Source organism: Phaeobacter cretensis (genome assembly GCF_047372505.1).
Taxonomy (GTDB): Bacteria; Pseudomonadota; Alphaproteobacteria; order Rhodobacterales; family Rhodobacteraceae; genus Phaeobacter; species Phaeobacter cretensis.
Genome location: NZ_JBKBEU010000001.1, coordinates 3758554 through 3782414, shown reverse-complemented (window position 1 = coordinate 3782414; position 23861 = coordinate 3758554). Strand labels below are relative to the sequence as shown.

At 55.7% G+C, this 23861-nt stretch carries 20 protein-coding genes; 10 read left to right on the top strand and 10 right to left on the bottom strand.

Going from position 1 to position 23861, the window contains the following annotated elements; all coding sequences use genetic code 11:
• Nucleotides 1–84 precede the first annotated feature (84 nt).
• The 8 genes from ACEWZM_RS17885 to ACEWZM_RS17850 form a co-directional block, all read right to left on the bottom strand.
• The gene (locus ACEWZM_RS17885) at nucleotides 85–1665 is read right to left on the bottom strand and encodes an ABC transporter substrate-binding protein (RefSeq protein ID WP_414007730.1); all 1581 of its coding nucleotides are present in this window, start codon (nucleotides 1663–1665) and stop codon (nucleotides 85–87) included.
• Nucleotides 1666–2298: 633 nt separating this feature from the next.
• Nucleotides 2299–3003, bottom strand: a complete 705-nt coding sequence (locus tag ACEWZM_RS17880; protein WP_414007729.1) for a ThuA domain-containing protein — start codon at nucleotides 3001–3003, stop codon at nucleotides 2299–2301.
• A complete protein-coding gene (locus ACEWZM_RS17875) occupies nucleotides 3000–3866 on the bottom strand; it encodes an NAD(P)-dependent oxidoreductase (RefSeq protein ID WP_414007728.1) in 867 nt (288 codons plus the stop codon). Before ACEWZM_RS17875 ends, ACEWZM_RS17880 begins: the two co-directional genes overlap by 4 nt.
• Nucleotides 3866–5377: a sugar ABC transporter ATP-binding protein gene (locus ACEWZM_RS17870; protein WP_414007727.1), complete on the bottom strand. Its 1512-nt coding sequence runs from the start codon at nucleotides 5375–5377 to the stop codon at nucleotides 3866–3868. The genes ACEWZM_RS17875 and ACEWZM_RS17870 overlap by 1 nt, the downstream gene beginning before the upstream one ends.
• Nucleotides 5374–6375, bottom strand: coding sequence for an ABC transporter permease (locus ACEWZM_RS17865; protein ID WP_414007726.1), 1002 nt, complete (start codon nucleotides 6373–6375; stop codon nucleotides 5374–5376). Before ACEWZM_RS17865 ends, ACEWZM_RS17870 begins: the two co-directional genes overlap by 4 nt.
• A 13-nt stretch (nucleotides 6376–6388) precedes the next feature.
• Nucleotides 6389–7363: an ABC transporter permease gene (locus ACEWZM_RS17860; protein ID WP_414007725.1), complete on the bottom strand. Its 975-nt coding sequence runs from the start codon at nucleotides 7361–7363 to the stop codon at nucleotides 6389–6391.
• A gap of 31 nt (nucleotides 7364–7394) precedes the next feature.
• Nucleotides 7395–8192: an SDR family oxidoreductase gene (locus ACEWZM_RS17855; RefSeq protein WP_414007724.1), complete on the bottom strand. Its 798-nt coding sequence runs from the start codon at nucleotides 8190–8192 to the stop codon at nucleotides 7395–7397.
• 79 nt (nucleotides 8193–8271) lie between these two features.
• Entirely contained in the window at nucleotides 8272–9231 is a 960-nt protein-coding gene (locus tag ACEWZM_RS17850) for a sugar ABC transporter substrate-binding protein (protein ID WP_414007723.1), read from the bottom strand.
• 299 nt (nucleotides 9232–9530) lie between these two features.
• Between ACEWZM_RS17850 and ACEWZM_RS17845 the strand changes: the two genes are divergently transcribed.
• The 9 genes from ACEWZM_RS17845 to ACEWZM_RS17805 all read left to right on the top strand — a co-directional run bounded on the left by ACEWZM_RS17845 (nucleotide 9531) and on the right by ACEWZM_RS17805 (nucleotide 21712).
• A complete protein-coding gene (locus tag ACEWZM_RS17845) occupies nucleotides 9531–11270 on the top strand; it encodes an ABC transporter substrate-binding protein (protein WP_414007722.1) in 1740 nt (579 codons plus the stop codon).
• 22 nt (nucleotides 11271–11292) lie between these two features.
• Complete coding sequence (locus tag ACEWZM_RS17840; protein ID WP_414007721.1) at nucleotides 11293–12102, top strand: SDR family NAD(P)-dependent oxidoreductase; 810 nt, start codon at nucleotides 11293–11295, stop codon at nucleotides 12100–12102.
• A 63-nt stretch (nucleotides 12103–12165) separates the two neighbouring features.
• A complete protein-coding gene (locus ACEWZM_RS17835; protein WP_414007720.1) occupies nucleotides 12166–13464 on the top strand; it encodes a M24 family metallopeptidase in 1299 nt (432 codons plus the stop codon).
• Between the two features lie 72 nt (nucleotides 13465–13536).
• Nucleotides 13537–14532, top strand: a complete 996-nt coding sequence (locus ACEWZM_RS17830; protein ID WP_414007719.1) for a thiamine pyrophosphate-dependent dehydrogenase E1 component subunit alpha — start codon at nucleotides 13537–13539, stop codon at nucleotides 14530–14532.
• A 10-nt stretch (nucleotides 14533–14542) separates the two neighbouring features.
• Nucleotides 14543–15538 (top strand): alpha-ketoacid dehydrogenase subunit beta, encoded by a 996-nt coding sequence (locus tag ACEWZM_RS17825; RefSeq protein WP_414007718.1) that lies wholly within the window; start codon nucleotides 14543–14545, stop codon nucleotides 15536–15538.
• The gene (locus tag ACEWZM_RS17820) at nucleotides 15528–16499 is read left to right on the top strand and encodes a biotin/lipoyl-containing protein (RefSeq protein WP_414007717.1); all 972 of its coding nucleotides are present in this window, start codon (nucleotides 15528–15530) and stop codon (nucleotides 16497–16499) included. Before ACEWZM_RS17825 ends, ACEWZM_RS17820 begins: the two co-directional genes overlap by 11 nt.
• A 16-nt stretch (nucleotides 16500–16515) precedes the next feature.
• Complete coding sequence (locus tag ACEWZM_RS17815) at nucleotides 16516–17940, top strand: NAD-dependent succinate-semialdehyde dehydrogenase (RefSeq protein WP_414007716.1); 1425 nt, start codon at nucleotides 16516–16518, stop codon at nucleotides 17938–17940.
• A 9-nt stretch (nucleotides 17941–17949) separates the two neighbouring features.
• Complete coding sequence (locus tag ACEWZM_RS17810; RefSeq protein WP_414007715.1) at nucleotides 17950–18831, top strand: 2-oxo acid dehydrogenase subunit E2; 882 nt, start codon at nucleotides 17950–17952, stop codon at nucleotides 18829–18831.
• Between the two features lie 661 nt (nucleotides 18832–19492).
• Nucleotides 19493–21712 carry a methyl-accepting chemotaxis protein gene (locus tag ACEWZM_RS17805; protein WP_414007714.1) on the top strand — a complete coding sequence of 740 codons (2220 nt, stop codon included), beginning with the start codon at nucleotides 19493–19495 and terminating at the stop codon, nucleotides 21710–21712.
• A gap of 119 nt (nucleotides 21713–21831) precedes the next feature.
• Here ACEWZM_RS17805 and aroB read toward each other — a convergent pair whose 3' ends face one another.
• Both aroB and ACEWZM_RS17795 read right to left on the bottom strand, forming a co-directional pair.
• Entirely contained in the window at nucleotides 21832–22959 is a 1128-nt protein-coding gene (aroB, locus tag ACEWZM_RS17800) for a 3-dehydroquinate synthase (RefSeq protein ID WP_414007713.1), read from the bottom strand.
• Nucleotides 22959–23549 (bottom strand): shikimate kinase, encoded by a 591-nt coding sequence (locus ACEWZM_RS17795; RefSeq protein WP_414007712.1) that lies wholly within the window; start codon nucleotides 23547–23549, stop codon nucleotides 22959–22961. The genes aroB and ACEWZM_RS17795 overlap by 1 nt, the downstream gene beginning before the upstream one ends.
• A gap of 81 nt (nucleotides 23550–23630) precedes the next feature.
• On the opposite strand from ACEWZM_RS17795, the gene ACEWZM_RS17790 reads away from it, so the two are divergent.
• Nucleotides 23631–23780: a hypothetical protein gene (locus ACEWZM_RS17790; RefSeq protein ID WP_414007711.1), complete on the top strand. Its 150-nt coding sequence runs from the start codon at nucleotides 23631–23633 to the stop codon at nucleotides 23778–23780.
• Nucleotides 23781–23861 lie beyond the last annotated feature (81 nt).

The window sequence follows — 23861 nt, the reverse complement described above, 5'->3', positions numbered from 1 at the left end:
GATGCAGCGGGAGGGATCCCCCCCGAGGTCGCAAGCACGGTATCCGGCACGGGTACTCCCATCAGTGGGAATACCCGTTGGTGGTTATTTGAAGGCAAAATACTTGAACTTCGGGCTGTCTTCGGGATCGACGTTGGTGTCGACACGCGCTTTCATGCCCCAGTTCAGCACCTGATGGTGGATCGGCAGGTAAAGAACATCCTCTTTGACCTGTTGCCAGATCGCACTGATGGTTTCATCCCGGGCTGCCAGATTGGTCTCGCTGGCCAGTTCCTCTATCCCCTTGTCGAGATGGGCATTCGAATAGCGAGTATTGTTCCAGGACCCATAAGCGTCGCCCTTGGTGTGTACCAAGAAATTGAAGATATATTCGGAATCGTAGGTCGGAACGCCCCAGCCCAGCATGTAGAAATCGGATTCCAGGTTGTTGATCAGCGGGAAGTGCTGCGCCTTCGGCTTTGCGTCGAGATTCACGTCAATACCAATTTGTGCAAACATGCCGACAGCTGCCTGGCAGATTGCCTCATCGTTGATATAGCGATCGTTCGGGCAATCCAGTTTGATCGAGAACCCGTCTTCAAACCCGGCTTCCTTCATCAAATCCTTGGCCAATTCAATATCTGTCGAAGGGACACGATCCAGTTCAGCAGTCCAACCATGGACGAAAGGTGGGATGATAACCCCCGCAGGCTCCGACTGGCCGCGCATGACGATTTTCTGAATGGCCTCACGATTGATCGCGACATTCATCGCCTGGCGTACACGTACATCCGCAAGCGGATTACGCCCCTCAACATTGTCGTTGGCCAGATCCGCGTCACCTTGGTTCATCCCAAAGAAAATCACCCGGTTCTGCGGAGCTTTACGTACGTCCAGGCTTTCGGTTCCATTCACACGCGACAGATCCTGCACGGGAACATCTTGAATGAAGTCGACTTCGCCAGACAACAGGGCCGCCACGCGGGTCGCAGGGTTTTGGATTGGCAAGGCTTCGATCCGGGACACCTCCATAGGGAACTGGCCGATACCCCAATACCCGTCGAACCGCTCCAAAACGGTTTTCACGTCCGGTTCGCGGCTGACCACTTTGTAAGGGCCTGTGCCATTGGCGTTCTTGGCCGCATAGGTGCTTTCGCCACCCTCATAGTCCTGCACATCAACGGCGCCGTTGGCCTCCGCCCAACCTTTGTCCATGATCAGAAGGTTGGTAAGGTTGTTCGGCATAATCGGGTTCGGACCCTTGGTCACGATCTCAACCGTGTAAGGGCCGGTGGCGCGAACTTCAGCAACCGAAGCAAGAACCTCGCGGTAGTTGCTTTTCTCGGTCATCGCCCTGTTCATCGAGAACACGACGTCTTCGCTGTCAAAATCTGAACCATCGTGAAATTTCACGCCTTCACGCAATGTAAAGGTCCAGACATTGGGATCGCTTTCCGAAGGTCCCCACTCAATCGCCAGCCCGGGAACCAGCCCGCCCTTCATGTCCCGATCTACCAGCGGCTCCATGATCTGGCGACCAAGTGTGATCGTCGGACCCTCGTTCTGGGCATGCGGATCCAGTGTCAGCGCATCACCTGCCCGTGCCCATTTCAGGGTTTCAGCCTCAGCCGAAAGCGCGGCTCCAACGCAAAACACGCTTGTAAGCAGCAGCGATTTGAGTTTCATAGTTTTCCTCCTTGTTGCTCCCGCGGAACAAGGCGCTACCGTTCGGCAAAATCATCAGATTTGCCGTTAAGCGCCTTCAGGGGTGCTAATTTTTGGGACGTCGCCTTGCGTTCCTCCGCGATACGCTAGGCAACTTCATTTGAACGCTACGACCTGCAGCGCAGAACGGCGTGTAGAAAGGTTACCTAACGATTCAAAATTGATTGAACGAATTTACAGCTAATTTCTGAATAATAGCGATCAAATGACACAACAAAGCGATAATATACGGGTCATAAATCTAAGGTAAATTTAGCGGCCATAGCTCGAATGAGACCAACATCGGGTGGAATTTTCCGACAGATGTCATTTCCCAGATCAAAATGGAACGTAGTAGACAGTTGTCTTGTGTTCGCGGGCCCTAAGACGAACAACACAACAGCTGGCTTACAATCACTCGCTGCTTTTGATGATGCGGTTGGCGAACGTGCCCCCCAGAACAAAGGTAGACCGGGGGCCACTCAGCATGATGCGGTAAATCACACAAAAGCCCGCTACGCACACTCCCCTCATCGCAGCCCAGCATGAGAGCGCCGCCCAGAACAGGAGATCTGGGCGGCAGCGATATTGCAAGACAGCGGTAAGGAAGAGCGCTCAGTCTGCGCCAGCAGCCCAGATGGCTCCACGAAGGATAATCTCGGTCACTTGAGGAGTTTTAAGGTCGTTCAGCTCATGACCGATTGAGCAATAGAACACCCGGCCCTTGTCCCAGCGCCGCTTCCAAACCACCGGAATGACTGTCCCTTCGATCCACCACAAATGATCGCCTGTGAAGGTCGTTGTTGCCAACACCTCATTCGATGGATCGACCAGCATATAGTACTGTTCTGACGTGAGCCTGAAGCTTTTGATGCCCCGGACAATCGGATCGTCGGGTTTGCAGATCGTCACCTCGTAATTGATGTAGTCCTCCACAGGCTGCAAATTGTCCGGCCAACCCGGGGGGTGCGCCACGAATTGGCCCCCAATCAGAAAGTGATAGGTCGGCCGGTCCCGGAAAGCATCGCCCATATGACCATGCCACCCCGCCAGCCCACACCCATTGCCAATCAGCTGCAAAAGCCCGTCTTCTTGCGCTTTGTTCATATTGCCGAACTCTTCGCGATGCCCCGACCGGGCGGAGGACCAGATCGGAGTAATCAGATCAAGATCGGCAAGTTCATCCGGTTGTTCCAACGGCTCAAGGCTGTCAAAAACGGCAACTTCAAAACCGTTGGCTTCGAGAAGACCCCGATACCAATCTGCAAAGTCCATTGGCGCATGGCCTTCCCATCCGCCGACAAAAAGCGCAGCTTTCATAGGGTTTCCTTTCGCATAAAGGCAAGCATGGAAGCCATATCGCGCGCGGCATAGCCAGCCGTCTCAGCTTGTATGAGTTTTTCGAGCGTGGCCTGCCCCTGTGGCATGGCTGTGCCAAGCGCTTGCGCCAACGCAGCTGTCACTTCCATGTCTTTACGCGCAAGTGCGATGGTGAATGTCACCGGATGCGCCGCCTCATCAAGATAGATCGGGCGGCGATATTTGAGCATCGGCGCACAGGCCGCGCTGGCTTCGATCACATCAAAAGCTGCTTGGCTGTCGATCCCTGCAGCTTCTGCAAGGGTCATTGCCTCCGCCAATGTCTGATTAATTCCGTGGATCAACGAATTTACAGCCAGTTTCATCACCGCACCGCGCCCCCTCTGCCCAAGGCAGAGCGTCTGTTTGCCCATGGCATCAAATAGAGGCATCACAGGACCGGCTTCATCAGACGTGCAGCCCGCCATAATCAGGAGCTGTGCCTCTCTCGCGGCCTGTGTCGCGCCGGAGACCGGCGCATCAATCAAGCGGGCGTTTTTCGGGGCATTTGCCGCCAGCCAATTGATATGATCCGGGCTCATTGTTCCCATTTCAATGAACATTCTTGCAGATCCTGCAAAGAGCCCTTCTGCCCCGCCATGAACCGCCTCTGACGCCGGATCATCAGCCAGCATAGTCATCACCACGTCCACAGAATCCGAAAGCGCACGCGGTGTTTGTACGACAGCGCAGCCGAGCTCATTTGCCAGCGCCACAGCCTTGTCGCCTGAGCGGTTCCAAATCGTCAGCGCATCAGCGGCCCCGGCGATGTTGCGCGCCATATGCGCCCCCATCCGACCTAACCCGACAAATCCAACTCGCATTATGCCACCCGGTCGGTACGAAGCCCCGAAATAGCCTGGATGAGATTATCCTCTGTCACTTCCTCAGAGGTAAAGGTGCGCATAATGCGCCCTGAATACATCGCCACTATGCGATCCGACACATGCAACACCTCTGGCATTTCAGAGCTGATCACGATGACCGCATAGCCCTGCGCCGCCAACTCCCGGATCAGGTTGTGGATCTCAGCTTTGGAGCCGACATCAATTCCACGGGTCGGCTCGTCAACGATCAGCACGTTGGGGTGCATCGAAAGCCACTTACCGATCACAATTTTCTGCTGGTTACCGCCCGATAGATTGCCGACGATCTGTTTCCAGCTCGGTGTACGGATGTCGAGCCGGTCGCGGTATTGATCAAAAATCGCAATTTCTGAACCTTCTGCCAGGAACGGACCTGCGGTGAGGTCTCCGATCTGCGGCAAGGTCATATTATCGCGGCAGTTCATTCCCAGAACAAGCCCCTGCCCCTTGCGATCCTCAGGCACAAGCGAGATGCCGCGTTCAATTGCATCATAGGGCGAGTTGATACTGACGCGCTGCCCGTCCAACAGGATCGTGCCAGCGGATGGGTCCCTCAGACCAAACAGCGTTTCGGCAATCTCGGTCCGGCCCGCGCCGACGAGGCCGTAAAAGCCGACCACCTCACCGCTGCGCACCTGAAAGCTGACATCAGTGTAGAGATCGCCACAGCTGAGCCCCCGCACTTCAAGCGCGACATCCCCAAGTTGATGGTGGCTTTCGTTGCGACTCAGATCAAGCTTGCGCCCGATCATCATCTGGGTCACGCCTTCCTCATCAGTATCGGTGGTATCGACGGTACCCTGATACTGGCCGTCCCGCAAAACACTGATCCGATCCGTGATTTTGAAAATCTCCTCCATCCGATGGGAGATATAGGCGATACCAACGCCCTGCGCCTGCAGGTCAGAGATCACTTCGAAGAGCACAACTTTTTCCGCATCTGTCAGCGACGCTGTTGGCTCATCAAAGATCACGGCTTTGGCTTCGACGGTCAGCGCCCGCGCAATCTCAACCATCTGCTGGTTGGCAATCGACAAGTCGCCGACGCGGGATTTGGCGCCAAATCCGACCTTCAGCTTTTCAAGGATCGCGTTGGTCTTAGCTTCCAGCTCAGCCCAATCCACCAGACCGAAACGTTTGCGCGGCAATTCCCCAAGATAGATATTCTCCGCCACGCTAAGCTCTTCAGCGAGGCTAAGCTCTTGATGAATAAAGACGATGCCCTTGGCTTTGGCATCCAAAGGGCCAGACATTACGGTCGGTTGTTCGTCAACAATAATCTGACCATTGTCTGGCTGATAGATACCTCCAAGCACCTTCATCAATGTGGACTTTCCTGCACCGTTTTCCCCCATCAGGGCATGGACTTCACCGGGCAGCACAGACAGTGAAACACCGTCAAGAGCCCGCACGCCCGGAAACGTTTTGACGATGTTTTCCAATCGCAGAACAGGGGTTTGTGCGGTCATGCCTTCAACTCCTCTTTGCCTTTGATATTCAGCTGCCGATCAACGAACAGCACCGCAATCAGTATCAGGCCAATCACAAGATTCACGGTGGAGGTGTCGGCACCGACATGCGCCAGACCTTTGCGCAGCAGCTGGATGGCCAACACCCCGCCAAAGGTTGAAATGATCGATCCCGCCCCGCCTGTTAGCTTTGTGCCACCCAGCACGACTGCGGTGATGACCCAAAGCTCGTACAGCTCGCCATCATTGGGATTGACCGAACCGCTTTCGGAATAGAACACAACCGCTGAAAGTGCCGCCAGGAAGCCGATAAGCATGAAGTTGACGAGCATGTGCGGGCCAACGCGTATACCTGCGTTTATTGCCGCTGTGCGATTGTCTCCGATGGCGTAGGCGTTGCGGCCATGCACCGTTTTGCTCATCAAGAACCAGATTGCAGCTGTCACAACGACCAAGAACCATGTCGCAGTGTGCAGCCCAAGGAACTGTGCTTCGGCAAAATCTACAAGCGTCCAGTTAAGATGGCTGGTGGGCTGCTCGCCATTGTACATAAAGACAAGGCCACGATATCCAAGCATCGATCCCAAAGTGACGATGAAGGCATCCACGCCCGTCTTCCAAACAATCAACCCATTGAGTGCGCCCAGAGCTGTCCCGGTCAACAAGGCCAGCCCCCAGCTGATAAAGATCGCACCATCACCCATTCCTGCGAATATCGGCCAGCTCATGCTGTCGAGTAGGATGACCGCGCTGATCGCATACGTAGCACCAACTGACAGGTCAATATTCCCGTTGATCATGATAATACTCATGCCCATGGCAATGATGCCAATCGGTGCGGACTGCTTGAACAGCAAAAGCATGTTGTCGACATCCAGGAACGCCTTGTCACTCACCGACAAGAATTCACCGGCGATTGAGAAGAAGATCAGCTCAAAAACGATAAAGCCCCAGATGGCACCGCGTTTAAGCAGCTTCGAAAGAGATCCAGCTCTCATTGTTACGTCTCCTTCACGCGATCGGGGACCAAAGCTTGCCGCGCTTGGCTGCGATATCGAGCCAGACAGCAAGGATGATGATGACCCAGGTCACGACGAACTGGACATAGAACTGCAGCCCGACAAGCAGCAGGCCATTCTGGATAAAACCAAGGATCAGCACGCCAATCACCGTTTTGAAGATCGTGCCCGACCCTCCAAGAAGCGATGCCCCCCCCAGAATGACGGCAGCAAGAACCTCAAGCTCAAGCCCCTGGCCAACAGTGTTCTGAGACCCGAGCGAACGGCTGGCCTGAATGAGACCAGCCGTTGCCACGCAAAAGGCGCTGATCACATAGCAACTGAAAACAACCCGCGCGCGGCGGATGCCGGAGAATATTGCGGCCGTCCCGTTGCCACCGACAGCATAGACTTTGCGTCCAAAAGGCGTCTTGGAAAGCACCGCACCCAGCGTGATTGCCAGAAGCGCAAAAAGCAGTATAGGCACAGGTATCCCAAGAGCATCACCCTGCCCGAAGACCGAAAACCATGTGCCCTCCTTGTCAGCGATATCCATGTTCTTGCCACCAGAGTAGGTTAGCGTCAGCCCATGGATGGCCGAGAGCATTCCCAGTGTCACGATCAGAGAGTTAAGCCTCAGATAACCAACAAGAAATCCGATGAAGGCGCCAAGAAAAACCGTCATCACAAACATTGCAGGGATCGCAAGCGCGGGTCCGATCTTATCGTGCAGATCAAGCACGACAATGGTTGAAAAGGACATCATGGACCCAACAGATAGATCGAGATTGCCGCTGATCACCACGAAGGTAACGCCAAGCGCCATGACCCCCAGAATGGCGGAAGACCGAACAACCCCCATGATATTGTCAGGATCAAGAAACCGCGTATTTGCCAGCGTGAACCCGATCATGAAAACCACAAAGGCAACCAATATACCCTGCCGGGCCAAAAAACCGCCGATATCTTTCTTGGTCAGCGCGACCATAGGACTTCCCCCTTCTACCGCCGAAACGGCCCTAAACCAGCGTCATGCCACCGTCGATCATAACGATTTGCCCTGTCATGTAATCGCTTTCGGCAGATGCCAGAAAAGTCGTGGTGCCAGTAATATCTTGCGGTACAGCAACGCGGCCCCGGAGGATCTCAGATGAAAAATCTTCCATCGCCTGCCCAGGCCGTTCAGCCGCGCCGATCTCCATCAGGTCCTGATCAACCTGCTCCCACATCTCGGTCGCAACGACACCAGGGGCAAACCCGGTAACAGTCACATCATGTTTGGCCAGATCACGCGCGCCCGACTGAGTAAGCGAGATAACCCCGAATTTTGATGCGCAATATGGCGCAACATTATCAAAGCCTTGGCGGCTTGCAATTGAAGCGGTGTTGATGATCTTGCCAAAAGTCCCTTGGCGAATGAACTGCTTTGCCGCTTCCTGCATCCCGATGAGACAGCCCAGACCGTTTACATCCATGATCAGGCGCCAGTTTTCCTCGGTCACATCAAGGAAATTCATCGGCTTGTTAATGCCCGCATTGTTGAATTTGACGTCCAGCTTGCCGAACTCTGCAACCGTATGATCAATCATCTCCCGAACCTGCGCGCGGTTGGTCACATCAACTGCGGCATAGGTGACTTTCCCCCCACCCTCAGTGGCGCGCGACACATTGTCTCTGGCGACTTCGGCGACCTTCTCGCTGTTAATATCAGCAAAACAAACATCCGCACCTTCATCAAGAAGCGCCTCGCCAATAGCGCGTCCAATCCCTTGAGCTGCACCAGTCACGATGCATGAACGACCGGAAACACGGGCCATAATGCTCTCCCAGATAGATATCCGAAATGTCGGGTAAAAAAAGGACGCGACCGAAGCCGCGTCCGTAATTGCAGGTGCCTTAGAAAACAGGTTTGGTGTAATCGCCCATATTGTCCTGGGTAATCTTCGGCGTGTCGAAATAGTTGAGGAACGGCAGGTCCTTACCTTCCAGCGTTTCGATCGCCGTTTTCAGTGCCGCTTTGGCGTCATCAACCGGTGATTGGTAGATCGAGCCCCAGTATTCGCCACGTTCCATAGCTTCGTAGCCAACAGCAAAGTTTGTAGCCCCGACAAAGATAATGCCATCACGTCCGGCGGCTTTTGCTGCGTTCAATGCGCCGACACCCATGTTGTCATCGCCTGAATATACGCCGTCGATATCGTCATATTTGACAAGAAACGCTTCCATGACCTTTTGCGACTTCTCGCGGTTCCAGTCGCCGGGTTGTGTTTCGACAAGCGTCACGTTTGGGCAGACTTCCGGCAGGCGATCATCAAAGCCTTTTTGACGCTCAATCGCCGTGGTGTAGCCCGGCTGGCCCGAAATCTGGACAACGCGCGCCTCGTTTTCGATACCCATGCTCTTGAACTTGTCACACATGATCTCGGCCGAGCGTGATCCCTGCGTGATGTTGTCCGGACCAGAGAAGGATGCAACAAAATCAAACCCTTGCTCGGCGATGTTGGAATTGGTGACGACCACAGGAATGCCCGCTTTATGCGCCTTGCGCACGGCAGGGATCACAGCCTCTCCATTGGTTGGCCAGATAATAATCGCATCAACTTCCTGCTGGATCAGGTCTTCCATCTGGGCGATCTGGCGTGCAACGTCGCCCCCGGCGTCAAGTACGACAGCCTCGACATTTTCGTTCGCCTCAGAGGCTGCGATGAAGGCTTTTTCGTATGTTGTCTGATAACTATCGACCCCCACGTTATTTTGCGTGATGCCAATGGTCATTGTTTCGGCGGCAGCGACGCTCGCGACGGACAGAGCGGCAGCAGCAGCGGCAGTTGCCGCCAGAGCTTTGCAATAGTTCATTAGGGTCTCCTCCCGGAACATTCTTGGTTTTGTTCACATCCTCGTCTCCACCCGAGGAAGTATCATTCGATAGCTCGAACGATTGCACACAGCGTGACGTTTCCAATGCACATAAGATGCAGCAATAATATCCATTATGGATAATTTTTTTATCAAAGTGAATATTTTTGCGATACGATCCAATTGTCATTTTGAGCATTTTGATTGGGAGAGACGTCATGCCGAAGTTCGATTCGTCCAAATTGGATAATCTTAGCGGCTTAAACACACAGAAAAATCCAAACAGGCGGCCAAAGCCAATGAATGCAATGAGAGGACATATCGAAAGCTATCTGGTTTCGCCAAAGGCGAAAACCAAGATGCTTCATACTCTGTCCTTTCTGGAAAATTTTGGCGTCGAGCTGGAGTCTTCGGTCGAGCTTTTTGTACCTAATCCCCTTTTCCGTATGACGTTACATCTGATCCGCGGGCATCTGGAAGCCAAGACAGTGACGCCGACCTCTTTGATCGGCGCCAGTCAGGTCCCATATGCGACTGCCAACAGGCGGCTCAAAGAGATGGTGTCATCCGGCCTGATCGAACAGCGCCCCCGCACCCAAAGCGGAAAGAGTTTCTCACTGCACCCCAGCGAAAGATTGCTTGAGCAATGGATGCAGTTCTCCGGGCGTGTCGAGCGTTTGGCAGAAGCCGAATTTGGCGGTCGCGAACGCGCCTCTGACACAAAAGACTACTACTACGGTGGCTCGTATCTGTCTGCGCAGTCAATTCCGCCGCTCAAGGTCCTGCCCGAACCGCTCAAGGTATCTGGAGGCATCCGCGTCTTGGTACACGGCGACCCGACCTTCATGGTCATGGACAATCTTAAGCGCCAGTTCGAACAGGTGATCGGAGCTGAAATTCATCAGCGTGCCTTTTCAATCGATCGCCTGCGTGAAGAAGCGATACGCAACGCCGAGCGCAAGATAAGCCGCTACGATATTATCGCGCTCGATTTACCCTGGGTCGGTGGCTATGCCGAAAGCGGCATGTTGATGCCCCTTGATGAGGCGATGGATGTCGCACGCATCGACCCGGCTGATTTTCATACAGCAGGTTGGCAAGCGGTGCACTGGGGCGGACGTCCATATGGCGTTCCCGGGCAGACGACACCGGAATTGCTGTTCTACCGTAAAGATCTCTTTGCTGAGGCCGGCCTGGAGCCCCCAGCGACAACCGATATGCTTCTTGAGGCCGCCAAAACGCTGCACGATCCCGCTCGCAACCGCTACGGCATCGCCTGGAATGCCGCGCGAGGAACCGCTCTTGGGCATACGGTTTTGATGGCCATGGCAGATTTTGGGGAACCGGTCCTTGACCTCCCTGCCATAGCAGGCGGGTTTAAGATGGATGATCTTGCCAACCGCGACTATCGCCCGACGATCGATACCGAGGCAGGTCTAAAAGCCGCCGAATACCTATTGGAGATGTTCAAATATTCTCCGCCCGACATCTTATCGATGTCTTGGTATGAACGTATTCGCCCCTATGCGGCAGGCAGTATCTCTATGGCCTACGGATACACGCTGCTCGCACCTTACTTCGAACTGGACGACAGCTCGCCAGCTTATGGGCAAACCGGCTATCTTCCACATCCTGCAGGCTCCAGCGCGGGGCCCATCGCCCCGGTGGGGGGATATGTGATGGGAATTCCGGCTAATCTGCCACCCGAGCGGGTCAAGGCCGCGGTTGAGGCACTTTTGGTGTTCACCTCACCCGAAGCGCAGAAGCTGTATGTGCAAAATGGCAGCCGGACCAATCCGCGCTATTCGGTCGGTGCCGACCCAGAAGTGCGCCGCACATCACCAATCTTCGAAGCCGTCGACGGCATGTCATGGCGTGATGAGCTTCAGTTCTGGCCGCGTCCGCCGGTGCCGGAGATCTGCGATATCATCCAGATTTGCGGTGAAGAATTTCACGACATGCTGCGCGGTATTACGTCCCCGCGTGAGGCTCTGAAAACCGCGCAAGCCCGAGCTGATGCGTTGATAAAACCAGACTGACGAAATCTGAGGAGGAGAGACCATGGATTCCAATCGCCTGAAAGGTAAAAATGTTCTGATCACTGGAGCCGCCCGCGGCATGGGTCAGGCCAATGCCGAAAGCTTTGCAGCACAAGGCGCAAATGTTTGCCTTGGCGATCTGGATAGAGGTGAGGCCCAGAAAGTCGCAGATGCCATCAACGCGGCAGGAAACGGACAGGCCATTGCAGTCAAGATGGATGTCACCAAGCGCGCAGATAACGCAGCCGCCGTCGCCGCAACGGTCGATGCGTTTGGATCCATCAACGTCGGCCTTTTCAACGCTGGCTTGAACAAGCCCCGGTTCTTCATGGATATCGATGAAGACAACTGGGACATGATCATGAACGTGAACACAAAGGCGATGTGGCTGGGCATGCAGGAAACCGCACGCCAGATGATCAACCAAGGACCGATGGAGGGGCATCCCTACAAGTTGATCAACGTCGGATCCATCGCATCACGCAAACCTCTGGTCGATGTCACCGTGTACTGCACCTCAAAATACGGCTGCCTTGCACTGACGCATTGCGGAGCGATCGGGCTTGCCGAGCATAATATTACAGTCAACGGCTATGCGCCCGGCGTCGTGGTGACCCCGCTTTGGGAGCAGCTCGACAAGGACCTGGTGGACATCGGTTTCAAGGAAAAAGAGGGCCAGGCCTACGATGATATCGTACGCGATGCTTTGCAGATCAAACGCATCAGCTACCCAAATGACATCGTTGGAACTGCATCGTTCCTCGCATCGGACGATAGCGACTACATGACCGGCCAGATGATCCACATCGATGGGGGTTGGTGCATCCAGTAACCCAACAAACAGCTGAATTCTATCACAAATGAGCACGCATCGCGGTGCTCAAAGGAGTATCCTATGTCTCGCGCACTGACGCCGAATGTTCTGACACCGCAAGACCTTGAACCAAATTGGCAATGGGAAGGTCGTCTTCCGGCATGGGGGCACACCTCAGTTGATTTCGAGCGCCGCATCGATCATGACAGGCTGCGCCGCTATCGCCTTAGCAGAACACGGCAGGCGCTCAAGAACAGTGATGCGGGCTCGCTTCTGCTCTTTGATGTCAACAACATCCGCTACACCACTGCCACCAAGATCGGCGAATGGGAACGCGACAAGATGTGCCGCTTTGCTCTGCTCACCGGGGATGACGCGCCCCATGTGTGGGATTTCGGCTCCGCAGCGGTGCACCACCGAAAATATTCCGACTGGCTGGTTCCTGAGAATTGCCACGCCGGCGTAGTCGGGATGCGCGGCACCATACCACCCAGTTTTGGTCTGATGAAGAAATACGCCGAAGACATCGCCGGTCTCATCGAAGACGCAGGGATGAAGGGCATGCCCGTTGGCGTGGACTATGCCGAAACCGCAATGTTCGAAGCCCTAAAGGAGGCAGGGCTGAACATTGTGGACGGCCAGCAAATCATGCTCAGCGCCCGTGAGATCAAGAACTGGGATGAAATCCAGCTGCTGACCCAGGCCGCCAGCATGGTCGACGGTGTCTATCACATGATCTACGAAGAGCTGAAGCCAGGCGTCCGTGAAAACGAGATTGTCGCCATGTCGAACAAGCTGCTCTACGAGTGGGGATCCGACGATGTGGAAGCCATCAATGCGATCTCGGGCGAGCGCTGCAATCCGCACCCGCACAATTTTACCGACCGGCAATTCCGACCCGGCGATCAGGCCTTCTTCGACATTCTGCAAAGCTATCAAGGATACCGCACCTGCTATTACCGGACCTTCAACATCGGCATGTCGACCCCGTCTCAACGCGATGCCTACGTCAAGGCGCGAGACTGGATCGACGCATCCATCGCGGCAATCAAACCCGGCGTAACAACCGATCAGGTCGCCAAGCTGTGGCCAAAGGCCGAAGATTTCGGCTTCCCTGACGAACTGTCGGCGTTTGGTCTCCAGTTCGGCCACGGTCTTGGCCTTGCGCTACACGAGCGCCCAATTATCAGCCGCGCCGTATCGCTCGACAATCCGATGGAGATCAAAACTGGCATGGTTTTCGCACTCGAAACCTATTGCCCTGCATCGGACGGCTATTCGGCCGCGCGCATCGAGGAGGAAGTCGTTGTGACCGATACAGGTTGCGAAGTCATCTCGCTGTTCCCAGCCCAAGAATTGCCGATCGCCAATCGCTATTGATCGGCCGTCGGCCCCCGCCCTGCGTGCGCTCCCGCGCAGGGTGGGCGTGATCCAAATGCCCAAGAGGACGTCATGGCCAAGACAAAAACCAACACCGAAGATTACCTGCGCATGTACCGCCAAATGGTGCGCATCCGCAGTTTTGAGGACAACGCCAACCAGCTTTATCTTTCTGCCAAGATGCCGGGACTGACGCATATGTACTCGGGCGAAGAAGCGGTCGCCGTGGGCATCTGCGAAGCGTTGACCAAGGATGACAAGATCACATCGACCCACCGTGGTCACGGGCATTGCGTCGCAAAGGGGGCCGAGTTCAAGGAAATGTTCTGCGAACTTCTGGGTAAGGAAGAGGGCTATTGTCGCGGCAAGGGCGGCTCTATGCACATAGCCGATCAATCAAATGGTAACCTTGGGGCAAATGCCATTGTTGGCGGCTCGATGGGCATCGCCACGGGTTCGGCCTTCACTGCCAAACTTCTGGGCCGCGATGATGTAACCGTCTGTTTCTTTGGGGATGGCGCCACCGCTCAGGGCCTGATGTATGAGGTTATGAACATGGCTTCGTTATGGAACCTGCCTGTCATCTATGCCTGCGAAAACAACGGCTATTCCGAATACACCAAGACCGAAGAAATCGCCGCCGGATCCATCACCGCCCGCGCCGAAGCTTTCGGGATCGAGGCACATCAGGTCGATGGTCAGGATGTCCTTGCGGTACATGCTCTGACGGAAAAATTAGTCGCACGCGCCCGCAAAGGCGAGGGCCCGTTCTTTATGGAACTCTTGACCTATCGCTACCACGGCCACCACGTCGGCGACATCAATCGCGAATACTACCGCTCAAAACAAGAAGAAGCTGATTGGAAAGAGAACCGCGATCCGATCATCAAATTTCGTGGATGGCTGATCGAGCAAGGCATAGCCACCGAGGACGAAATTGACACCATGAACGCCGAAATCAAGGCAGATGCCGCCAACGCAGTCGAATATGCGCTGGACGCCCCCTACCCCGACCAAAATGAAGTCGACATGCATGTCTACACCGATGTGCAACACGTTCTGGCCTGAGGAGAACATAATGCGAGAAATAACCCTGTCCCAGGCGGTGAACGAAGCGCTGGCCGAAGAAATGCGTCGTGATGAAACCGTGTTCATTATCGGCGAAGACGTCGCCGAGGCAGGGACACCTTTCAAAGTTCTGAGCGGGCTGGTTGAAGAATTCGGCACCGCGCGCGTGGTGGACACGCCGATCGCTGAGCCGGGGTTCATGGGCCTTGCGGTGGGGGCCGCAATGACGGGCACCCGCCCTGTGGTCGATCTGATGTTTGGCGATTTCATCTTTCTGGTCATGGACCAGCTCTGCAATCAGGCGGCCAAGACACATTATATGTCCGGTGGAAAAATGAGTGCGCCGCTGGTGCTGCGCACCAATCTGGGGGCAACGCGGCGATCGGCGGCGCAACACAGCCAGTCGCTTCATGCGCTGGTGGCCCATATTCCGGGTTTAAAGGTTGCAATGCCCTCTTCAGCCTATGAGGCCAAAGGCCTGATGAAGACAGCAATCCGCGACAACAACCCGGTAGTGATCTTCGAAGATAAGCTGATGTACAACGACAAGGCGCCAGTCCCCGAAGACGAGTTTCTGATCCCCTTCGGCACAGCCAATATCAAACGAGAAGGCACTGACATCACTCTGATCGGGACCTCATCTATGGTGCAGGTCTGTGAAAAGGCTGCCGAAATTCTTGCTGCAGAAGGCATCAGCGCCGAAGTCATCGATCCGCGCACCATCGTCCCACTCGACGAGGCGGCGTTGTTGAAGTCCGCCAGAAAAACCAGCCGCGTGATCGTGGTGGATGAAGGCCATCAAAGCTATGGCGTCACCGGCGAAATCGCCGGCCGGATCAACGAAAAAGCCTTCTACCATCTCGACGCTCCTGTCTTGCGCATGGGGGCGATGGACGTGCCTGTCCCGTTCAGCCCCGCGCTTGAGGATATCACCGTCCCGACAGCCGAAGGTGTGGCCGCGAATGCGCGAAAACTGATGTCAGGGGAGATGATCAATGCCGCTTGACGTCATTATGCCGGCACTTGGTATGGCCCAGGATACCGGCCTGATCGTCGTTTGGCATAAAAACCCCGGTGATGCGGTCAGCGAGGGCGACATACTGTTCGAGGTCGAGACCGACAAGGCAACGATGGAGGTCGAGGCACAAGGTACAGGCTTTCTGAGCGATGTTGCATTCCAAGCGGGCGAAGACGTACCGGTGGGTCAGACCATTGCGGTCATTTCGGACACGTCCCCGGCCAAACCTGCAACGGTCAGCGCGCCCCCGCCACCACAGCCGACAGCCCGGCAATCGGCGCCTCTCCCACCCCCAGCACCTCAGGCAAAAACTGACAAACCCGCAACCGAACTAAGACCCGTATCACAAACCAGCGGGCGCATTCTGGCCTCGCCCAAACTGCGCCGTCTGGCGCTTGAACAAGGTCTGGATCTGGGCCGGCTGGTCGAGTTGGGCCATCCGCAACCTTACCACGTCAAGGATCTGGAGACTCTGAAGGCGCTTCCAATCACTGGGGCACAGTCCGACGCCACAACAGCAAGCCGACTAACCGCTGAGCTTGCGACAGACGGGTTCGCCGAGTTTGCCAACTGGGCCGCACAAGCCGTTGATCAGACGGACAGCTCCGCATTGCTGGCCGGATTTGGCGCTGCCAGTTTTGGCAACAGCGCCGTGGTCACAGTCGCGGCATTCGGCATGGTCAAGACCTACACCGCCACGCGGCAGCTTGGTCTTGCCACCCTTACAGAGGATGCTGCGGATCTGTGTATCCGTGATCTGCGTTTTGCATCGATCACATCCGTTCACCTCGGGGCCGAGGATATTCCCACACTCACCCTGACACGCTCAGGCGATGGCCTGAGCATCACGCTAGAATACGGCACGGGGCAGCTAACAGCACCCGCCGCCATTGAGCTTCTTTCCAATTTCGCAGGCCGGATGGAGCAACCGCTTCGCCACTTGCTCTGACATCCGGAGACGACAGATGGACTATACCGATCTCTATATCAACGGCACATGGCGCAAAACATCCGAACGCTTCGACGTTATCAATCCCGCGACAGAAGAGGTTCTGACCTCGGTTGCTTCGGCCGACATAGCTGATGCCGATGCTGCACTTGATGCAGCCCAAGAAGCGATGATCGACTGGGCCGCGCGCACGCCGCGCCAACGCTCAGAAGTGCTGCGGAATGCGTGGGAGTTGATGACAGCCCAGCTCGAAGACTTCGCCCATCTCATCACGCTCGAAAACGGGAAGGCCCGTGCAGATGCCATGGGAGAGGCCGCATATGCTGCCGAGTTTTTCCGTTGGTTTGCAGAAGAGGCCGTGCGCGCTGACGGGATGATCACACATGCCCCGGCTTCTGGCGCGCGGATTGTTGTGCAGCATAAACCGGCCGGGTTGGCGGTACTTGTAACACCTTGGAATTACCCCGCTGCTATGGGCACACGAAAGATCGCACCTGCGCTTGCAGCAGGATGTGCCGTGATTATCAAACCCGCCTCGGAAACTCCGCTGACCATGCTGGCGCTGATGCCTCTACTGACAGAGGCCGGTGTGCCTCCGGGCCTTGTCAACGTGCTACCGTCGCGGCGCACCGGTGCTTTAGTTGATCACATGCTGCACGATCCTCGGGTGCGCGTTGTCTCGTTCACTGGGTCAACGGGCGTTGGGCGCAAGCTCCTCAAAGGGGCTGCCGATCAGGTTCTGAAACCCGCGATGGAACTGGGCGGCAATGCACCGGTGGTGGTTTTTGAAGACGCAGATATGGACGTCGCTATCGATGGTACGATGCTAGCCAAAATGCGCAATCTGGGTGAGGCCTGCACGGCAGCCAATCGCATCTATGTGCACGAAAGCATCGCCGAAGAGTTCACCCGAAACCTGAGCACGGCGATGTCGGCGCTCAAGATGGGCGACGGCACTGATGCTTCGGTTGATGTCGGTCCATTGGTCAACGCCGAGACACGCGACAAGGTCGCCGAGTTTGTCGCCGATGCCGTAACCAAAGGAGCGAAGATCGAATGTGGCGGAACACTGCCGACTGGCAAAGGTTTCTACTATCCGCCCACTGTGCTTTCAAACGTACCCGAGACCGCCGATTGCGTGCATGACGAAATTTTTGGCCCTGTAGCAGCCATCCAGACCTTCCGCGATCAGGAAGAGGTGATCGCGCGTGCCAATGACACTGAATACGGGCTTGTAGCTTATGTTTTCTCCAGCGATTTCAAACGAGCGTTACAAGTGTGCGAGCGCCTTGATTACGGCATGGTCGGGCTGAACCGTGGCCTTGTAAGCGACCCGGCTGCACCTTTTGGTGGTGTCAAACAATCAGGTCTTGGGCGTGAAGGCGGACATGAAGGCATGCTCGAATTCATGGAAACACAGTATATTTCTGCCAATTGGTAGGGGGCGACGATGACTGACGTAATAGCAGCACCCTCGGTTCGGGCACTGGCCCGTGAAAAGGGCATAGATTTGCAGGAACGCGCACGCGCATTGGGCCGAACCACCCTGTCGCGTGAAGATCTGGAGGGCAGTGCAACCACCACACCAGCACCGCCGACAGGCGCATCTTACTGGGATGTCGATCATGCCGCCTATGGCCCGGTGAGCGAGGAGCCAATGAGCCGTTTCGCACAGGTTGCCTCGGCCAATTTGTCAGCAGCCAATCTGCATATCCCGCAGGTGACGCACCATGACCGCGCCGATGTCTCGACCATCGAAGCCCTACGCGGCGCGTGGAAGCCCGAAGCACAGGCACGAGGCATAAAGCTCACGACCATAGCCTTTCACACAATGGCTCTGGCCCGCGCGTTACGTGCCTTTCCCCGGTTTAACGCCGCGCTCAGCCCTGATGGTAAATCCCTCATTCTCAAAGGCTATGTTCACATAGGGATTGCCATTGATACCCCCCACGGCCTCATGGTCCCCGTTGTGCGCGACGCCGACCGCAAAGGCCTGTGGCAAATCGCGACCGAGGTCGGCGATCTGGCAACGCGGGCGCAAAATCGCAAGATCAGCCCCGAAGAAATGGGCGGCGCGTCAATGACGATCACCAATCTCGGCGGCATCGGCGGCACGGCCTTCACACCAATCGTGAACCCGCCTGAGATAGCCATTCTCGGCATCACCCGCACAGAAACCGTAACGGTCTGGGAGGAGGACACCCCCCGCCCCGTCCCGATGGCGCCACTGGATTTGAGCTATGATCACCGTGCTATCAACGGTGCTGATGCCGCACGCTTCATGAACCATCTGACAGGTCTCCTGGCCGATCCACGCCAGATGATGATCTGACGGCGCGGTACAGCCCTTAATTAGGGCGTTCAACACTGAATTGCCGCCGAACAGACGCTGGCCAGCATCGTCGGACCTATCAACCGTATGTGCTGCCAGAAACCTCACCGGGCGCATTTCTCGCTGGGCGCATTTACGGTGCTGTATTTCCGTCTAGGCGGATAAATTTCGCGGGACCATTTAGCACCGACCGTTTCAGCCTGTCCGGTCAACGGGATGGGTAACCTGCGAGCGTATTGTCAAGAGATCTCGCCGCAACGCGTCAGCGCAACACATCGGCATCAGAAACGCGCCATTATACAGCAAGTGAACAGGCGGGCAGATCAGCAATGTCACTGCGAGCGACCATGCCTGGAAAATGCCCCAAGGTCAGCAGTCTACACATTTTAATCGAGAATCATTGCCTGTAATCGCCGCGAAGTCCAACGCCGAAATACAACCCAAGGCGTAACGCCCTCTCCGGCTTGCTCATTATTTGTTCAAAACTCTGTGCGTATATGCGGCTAAACGGAAAAATCTTGCTTCGCAATGGCTATATAAAAAAGGGATTTAAAATGCATCTTCTATTTAAAATGCCCCCCGCGGCCTTAGATACACACTCCTTTAACCCCAAACGACATATTTTTTTACGATCACATAACGTCACGGCGGAGCGCTGCGTATGATTACTCGACTGTTAAAATACTTCTCAATCAGGGCGAAAATCCTATTCCTCATCGGACTTCCCCTTCTGCTTATCATCGGAATGTCAGGCGTTGCGCTATATACGCTGAACAAAAAAGCAAGCTTTAACACCAATCTGACACGTGATGTCATGCAGACGACCGGCACGCTGGTCGCGAACCTGCAATTGGAACGGGGCATGGCGGCGGTCTACCTCGCTCACGTCGAAGCCCGTGTGTCGGCAGAGATGCAAGAGCAGCAGGAGAAAGTTCTTGAGGCGCGGACCCACATGATTGAGATCATCGAGACCGCAGACCTTTCCATCCTCCATGAAAACACCAAGATCTTCGTGGAACACGCCTATAAAGAATTGAAGGCGCTGGACGGCATCCGCGAACAAGTCGCCGCACATGCGATCACAACCGAAGAGGCGCTGGAATTCTATTCCTCGCTGAATCTGCACCTGCTCGAAACGGCACTGGCTTTTGAAGTTTTGGTTCATGACACCGAGCTGGCAGAACGTGCCATGGCGCTTACATACTTTCAGATGGCCAAGGATGCTTACGGTATTCAAAGTGCTATCGGCGCCGTGGGTTTTGACATCGGTTGGACTGATGACCTGTACGCTCGCATGAACGTGGCTAATATCCAGTCCAAAGAAAGAATGCGCGTTTTTCACGAGCTGTCTGACAGCAAAAGCGTGCATCAATATGACGTCGCTGTCGAAGGTGATACCTATTTGGCGTTCGACGAGGTCAGAGCTGCAATCCTTGAAAAACGTGCACCTGAGAACGTTACCATGGAAGCGTGGAACAAATTGGCGGCCAATGGCATCGAGATCGTTAAAGCCGTCGAAAAAGACATCGTCAAAAGTCTGATGGCAGATTTCGAAGCTTTCGATACCAAGAATAAAAATGCCTTCTACCAAACGCTCATTGGCCTATCGGTTGTGCTAGGTCTGATTTGCCTCGGCGCGATAGCCATTGCTCGTGATATTTCGGGCGGCGTTCGGATTGTTACCACCGCTCTGGAGCAGATCAGCTCGGGAGAGCTGGATGCCGATGTTGCTGGTCAGTCCCGCCGAGACGAAATCGGCAAGATCGCAAGAGAGGCGGAAACCCTGCGGGGCCATGCCCTTGAAAAGCGCGCAGCTGACGCACAGCTTGAACGGTCCATGGGTGAACAGAAACAGGTCTCCGATTCTATTGCCGAAGCTCTGAACCAGCTCAGCAACAAGGTTCTGGTCTATCGACTGGATGACAGTTTCCCGGAAGAGTTCAAAGCACTGCAAAAGGATTTCAATGCGCTGGCCGGATCGTTGCAGGATGCCATGGGCACCGTACGCAGCACCGCTCTTTCGGTCGGTGACGACAGCCAGACCATCGCTGCAAATATGGATGATCTGTCCAGACGCACGGAATCGCAAGCGGCAGCCCTGGAGCGTTCCACCCACGCGATGAATGAAATCACCACCAGTGTTGGTGAATCTGCCCGCAATGCCAAAGACGCCGAGAGCATTGCAGGCACCACCCAGGACAAGGTGAATGATTGCGAAAGCATCGTGCAGCAGACCGTCACCGCGATGGAAGAAATCCGCGCGTCTTCGGATGAGATCACCCAGATCACCAAAGTGATCGAGGACATCGCCTTCCAAACCAACCTGCTTGCGCTGAATGCCGGGGTTGAGGCCGCCCGTGCCGGGGAAGCTGGTCGCGGCTTTGCCGTGGTCGCCAGTGAGGTCCAGCGTCTGGCACAGCGTTGCTCTGATGCGGTATCTCAGATCGATGAGATCACTGCCCGCAGCTCGACCCAGGTCAATACTGGTTCCAGCCTTGTCAGCTCCGCCGGTACCGCGATGTCCGACGTCAGCTCACAGGTCAGCGAAATCTCCGAACTGATCGTTTCCATCGCCAAAGCGCTGGAATCGCAGTCGTCACAGCTGACCGAGGTAAACCATGCGGTTGGTGAGATGGAGCAGATGACCCAGACCAACGCCGCAATGACCGAAGAGACCACCGCCTCTGCGACGCAATTGTTCCAGCAGGCCCGTGAGCTCAACACGATGATCGGCGCGTTCCAACTGGATGGTCCCGCTGCGTCCAACAGCACGGGCGAAGCTGAGAGCGACGCAGACTTCGCCCCACGGATGGATGCTGACTCCTGGGATGACACATCAGGCTTTGATGATGACACCCAAGAGGACTCCTGGGTCGCCTGACCCCGGATCTCTCAACCAGCGCTCACCACACATGAAAACAGCCCCCGCCAATCGGCAGGGGCTGTTTTCAAATTCAGAGTTACCCGCACCAGATAAAGACGAGCCGTAAGCTGGACGCCTTAGCTTTGTGCTAATGCAACGCGCAGAACGCTCAGCACAGCATCCTGAGGCACGTCAGCAGTGACAAAAGCTTGGCCGATGCCGCGCGCCAAAATGAACCGCAGTTGGCCATCCACGACCTTCTTGTCCTGTCCCATCAACGCCAGTAGCGCCTCAGCATCCGGCAAATCACCCGGAATGTCAGCAAGGTCGGTTTTCATACCCATCGCTTTCAGGTGTGCCCGCACCCGGCTCGGGTCTTCCTGACTGCACAAGCCCAGCCGCGCGGACAGCTCAAACGCCAGCGCGCACCCAATCGCAACGCCTTCGCCATGTAGCAGACGATCACCGTAGCCAGTCGCGGCCTCAAGCGCATGACAGAAGGTATGACCAAGGTTCAGCAACGCCCGGTCACCCTGCTCGGTCTCATCCCGCTCTACGATATCAGCTTTCATCTGAACCGAACGCGTCACCGCCTCAACACGCGCGGCCATATCACCTTGCGCCAATGCCGGGCCGTTGTCTTCAAGCCAGGTAAAAAAGGCGGCATCCCCCAGCAACCCGTATTTCACAACCTCGCCATAACCAGACAGAAAATCACGTGACTGCAAGCTGCCCAGAACAGCAGTGTCCGCCAGCACCAGAGACGGTTGGTGAAAAGCTCCGATCAGGTTCTTACCCTGTGGCGCATTGATACCAGTCTTGCCCCCGACGGAACTGTCGACCTGCGCCAGCAGCGAGGTCGGGATCTGCACAAACCGCACGCCCCGGCGCAAGACGGCTGCCGCAAACCCCGCCAGATCACCGATCACACCACCACCAAAGGCGATGACCATGTCATTGCGTTCAATCTTCTGGTCCAGAAGCCACTCTACAGCGCGGCTGAATTGCGGCCAGGCCTTGGTGCCTTCGCCGGGAGGCAACGCCAGCGCCGACATCTTTATCCCCGCGGCGGCCAGACCTGAACGCAATGTCTCCAGATGATGAGATGCAACGGTCTCATCCGTCAGCACAGCGACTTTTGGACGGTGCAACAGCGGGTGCAGGCGCGCGCCGACATCTGCCAGCAAATCCGGCCCGATTACGACGTCATAGGCGCGCTCGCCCAGCGGCACATGCACCACGCGTTCCAAATCTGCACGCTCCATTACACCCACTCCAACACATCCGGACGGGCGCGCAGCGCCTCGACAACCCGGTTCACCATTTCGTCAATCGACGCCTCCCCATCCGACTTAACAGCCAGATCAGCCTCGGCGTAATAAGGCACCCGATCATTATAAAGCGCCGACAGCGTGGCATGGGGATCTCCGGTGCGCAGCAAGGGCCGTGTATCGCGGTGTTTCACCCGCGTCCACAACACCTCAAGATCCGCATCCAACCAGATCGCAATGCCGCGCTCAGAGATAATTCTGCGGTTTTCCTCAGCCAGGAACGCCCCGCCCCCGGTGGATAGCACGCCGCGTTCCTCATCCAGCAGCCGCCGGATCACTTTGCGTTCTTTTTCTCGAAAAAACGGCTCGCCATCACGGGCAAAGATTTCGGGAATTGTGCGGTTAGCCGCGGCCTCGATCTCGTGATCGCTGTCCAGAAACGGAGCCTTCAGACGTGCCGCCAAGGCACGTCCGACGGCTGTCTTGCCCGCGCCCATCATTCCCACCATCACGATGGTTTTTTTCAGCTGTCCTGGCACCCGTCGGTCACCCGCACCACTGAGTGTTTGCTCTTTTTCGCTCATTCTTCAGTGAATGACGTGATATTGCCGAAAAGGCCATATATAACTTGCACAAAAGCCAAAGAAGCAGTCAGCGGGACACCCATGGTGCGATTGATCAAATACTTACTTTATTTAATTGTGATGGCAGCGATCGGTTTGGTGGTCTATGCCTATGTCGGACCGTGGTTTGGAGCTGATTTCAACGCCCCAACCGCCGAGGTCCGCAAACCAGTGGTGCTAGATGCCAACTAGAAAGCGGCACAGTGAGTCGCCTGATGTCCTGTTGCCACTTAAATTGCACACCTCGGATGTCGGCAACGCATTTTGTGGACG

Bases quoted from the DNA above. Each gene is read 5' to 3' on its own strand.
- ACEWZM_RS17885 (WP_414007730.1), bottom strand. From the start codon at position 1,665: ATGAAACTCAAATCGCTGCTGCTTACAAGCGTGTTTTGCGTTGGAGCC.
- ACEWZM_RS17880 (WP_414007729.1), bottom strand. From the start codon at position 3,003: ATGAAAGCTGCGCTTTTTGTCGGCGGATGGGAAGGCCATGCGCCAATG.
- ACEWZM_RS17875 (WP_414007728.1), bottom strand. From the start codon at position 3,866: ATGCGAGTTGGATTTGTCGGGTTAGGTCGGATGGGGGCGCATATGGCG.
- ACEWZM_RS17870 (WP_414007727.1), bottom strand. From the start codon at position 5,377: ATGACCGCACAAACCCCTGTTCTGCGATTGGAAAACATCGTCAAAACG.
- ACEWZM_RS17865 (WP_414007726.1), bottom strand. From the start codon at position 6,375: ATGAGAGCTGGATCTCTTTCGAAGCTGCTTAAACGCGGTGCCATCTGG.
- ACEWZM_RS17860 (WP_414007725.1), bottom strand. From the start codon at position 7,363: ATGGTCGCGCTGACCAAGAAAGATATCGGCGGTTTTTTGGCCCGGCAG.
- ACEWZM_RS17855 (WP_414007724.1), bottom strand. From the start codon at position 8,192: ATGGCCCGTGTTTCCGGTCGTTCATGCATCGTGACTGGTGCAGCTCAA.
- ACEWZM_RS17850 (WP_414007723.1), bottom strand. From the start codon at position 9,231: ATGAACTATTGCAAAGCTCTGGCGGCAACTGCCGCTGCTGCTGCCGCT.
- ACEWZM_RS17845 (WP_414007722.1), top strand. From the start codon at position 9,531: ATGAATGCAATGAGAGGACATATCGAAAGCTATCTGGTTTCGCCAAAG.
- ACEWZM_RS17840 (WP_414007721.1), top strand. From the start codon at position 11,293: ATGGATTCCAATCGCCTGAAAGGTAAAAATGTTCTGATCACTGGAGCC.
- ACEWZM_RS17835 (WP_414007720.1), top strand. From the start codon at position 12,166: ATGTCTCGCGCACTGACGCCGAATGTTCTGACACCGCAAGACCTTGAA.
- ACEWZM_RS17830 (WP_414007719.1), top strand. From the start codon at position 13,537: ATGGCCAAGACAAAAACCAACACCGAAGATTACCTGCGCATGTACCGC.
- ACEWZM_RS17825 (WP_414007718.1), top strand. From the start codon at position 14,543: ATGCGAGAAATAACCCTGTCCCAGGCGGTGAACGAAGCGCTGGCCGAA.
- ACEWZM_RS17820 (WP_414007717.1), top strand. From the start codon at position 15,528: ATGCCGCTTGACGTCATTATGCCGGCACTTGGTATGGCCCAGGATACC.
- ACEWZM_RS17815 (WP_414007716.1), top strand. From the start codon at position 16,516: ATGGACTATACCGATCTCTATATCAACGGCACATGGCGCAAAACATCC.
- ACEWZM_RS17810 (WP_414007715.1), top strand. From the start codon at position 17,950: ATGACTGACGTAATAGCAGCACCCTCGGTTCGGGCACTGGCCCGTGAA.
- ACEWZM_RS17805 (WP_414007714.1), top strand. From the start codon at position 19,493: ATGATTACTCGACTGTTAAAATACTTCTCAATCAGGGCGAAAATCCTA.
- aroB (WP_414007713.1), bottom strand. From the start codon at position 22,959: ATGGAGCGTGCAGATTTGGAACGCGTGGTGCATGTGCCGCTGGGCGAG.
- ACEWZM_RS17795 (WP_414007712.1), bottom strand. From the start codon at position 23,549: ATGAGCGAAAAAGAGCAAACACTCAGTGGTGCGGGTGACCGACGGGTG.
- ACEWZM_RS17790 (WP_414007711.1), top strand. From the start codon at position 23,631: ATGGTGCGATTGATCAAATACTTACTTTATTTAATTGTGATGGCAGCG.